The 1,568-nt window shown below is 72.4% G+C and carries 2 protein-coding genes; both read right to left on the bottom strand.

Annotation, left to right across the window (positions count from 1 at the left end):
• Positions 1 to 717, bottom strand: a 717-nt coding sequence (gene istB, locus VF584_17180) for an IS21-like element helper ATPase IstB (protein HEX8211913.1), incomplete at its 3' end; no start/stop codon positions are given.
• A partial coding sequence (gene istA, locus VF584_17175) for an IS21 family transposase (protein HEX8211912.1) occupies positions 714 to 1,568 on the bottom strand: 855 nt, incomplete at its 5' end. The genes istA and istB, both read right to left, overlap by 4 nt.

Raw genomic sequence — 1,568 nt, 5'->3', positions numbered from 1 at the left:
GCTATCGCCGCGGATGGTGAGGACGTGGCTGTGGTGCAGGAGCCTGTCCAGGATCGCTGTCGCGACGACCTGGTCATTCAGGACCATGCCCCACTCGCCCACGCTGCGGTTGGAGGTCACCAACACGCTGCCGCCGCGTTCGTAGCGGCGGCTCACCAGGGCGAACAGCAGGTGCGCGGCCTGCGGCTCGAGCGGCAGGTAGCCCAGCTCGTCGATGATCAGCAGCTTCGGCTTGGCGTAGCGCGCCAGGCGCTCCTCCAGCCTCCCCTCCGAATGCCCCTTCGTCAACGCCGCGATCAGCGCCATCGCCGGGGTGAACAGCACCGAGTAGCCGTGCCGGATCGCCTCGCGCCCGAGGGCCACGGCCAGATGCGTCTTGCCCGTGCCTGGCGGCCCTTGAGCGAGGAGCGTGTCGCCGTTTGCCACCCAACGACACGCGGCCAGGTCGCGCACCTGCTTGGGGTCGAGCGAGGGCTGGGCGGCGAAGTCGAAGCCCTCCAGCGTGCGCAGGTAGGGGAACTTGGCGATGCCCAGCCCCATCTGGATCCGCCGCTCCTCCCGGTGCGCCACCTCCGCCTCGCACAGCAGGGTCAGCGCTTCAGGCAGGTTGAGCTCGCGCCGCGCCGCCTCGTCCAGCAGGACATCAAGGCGGTCGCGCATCGCCGTCAGCTTCAGCCGCCCCAGCATCTCCGGCAGCGCCGCCACCGCGCCGCTCACCAGCCGCCTCCCGCCACCAGCTCGTATTCGGCCAACGGCCGCAGCAGCTCGCCCAGCAGCGGCGCGGATCGGGGTGGCCCCGCGCCGGCGCCGTCCGCGGGCGCGGCGCCGATGGCGATGCCGCGCAGGTGGGGCGCCATGACCGCCCGCTCGCGTCGGCCGAGCCGCTGGGCATGCCGGGCCACCTCCACCCCGGCGTGCAGGATCCGCACCTCGCCGCCGCAGACCACCACGCTGACCCCGGCACCGATCAGCTGCCACGGCACGCTGTAGTGGTTGGTGCCCACGTCCACGGAGCCATCGTTCTGCACCCGCCGTGTCAGCTCGCGCAGCTGCCCGAACGGCGGCTTGTCCCCGAGCCGGCGCAGGGCGGCCGCCTCGTCGCGCTCGAAGCGCACAAGCGGCGCTTCGCCCGTCGTGCCGTGGACCCGTATGTCGGCGACCTCACGTGTCCACTGCGCCAGGTGCGCCTCCAGCTCCGCCCAGCTGGCAAAGCTGCGCCCGGCGATGGCGTTGCGCTTGACGTAGCCCACCCCGCGCTCGTCCTTGCCCTTGGTGCGGGCGCGGTAGGGCGCGCAGGCCTGCGGCCGCACGTCCCAGTAGCGGGTGAAGGTGTGGAAGCGCCCGTTGAACACCACCTCCCGGGTCTGCACGTCGTGGTGTTCGACCAGGGCGCGGGCGTTGTCGAGCAGCAGTTCCGCCGGCCGCCCGCCGAAGTGCCGGAACGCCTCCTCGATGCCCGCGAACCACGATGCCTGCCGCTCGTGCCGGAAGGCCCGGACGTAGAGGCGCCGCGAGTACCCCAGGGTGGCCACGAACAGATACGCCCGCACGCTCTCCGCGCCGATCCG

The sequence above is a fragment of the Longimicrobium sp. genome, assembly GCA_036389135.1.
Lineage (GTDB): Bacteria > Gemmatimonadota > Gemmatimonadetes > Longimicrobiales > Longimicrobiaceae > Longimicrobium.
The sequence above is the reverse complement of the archived record's forward strand: the minus strand, read 5'-3'. Positions and strand labels throughout refer to the sequence as shown.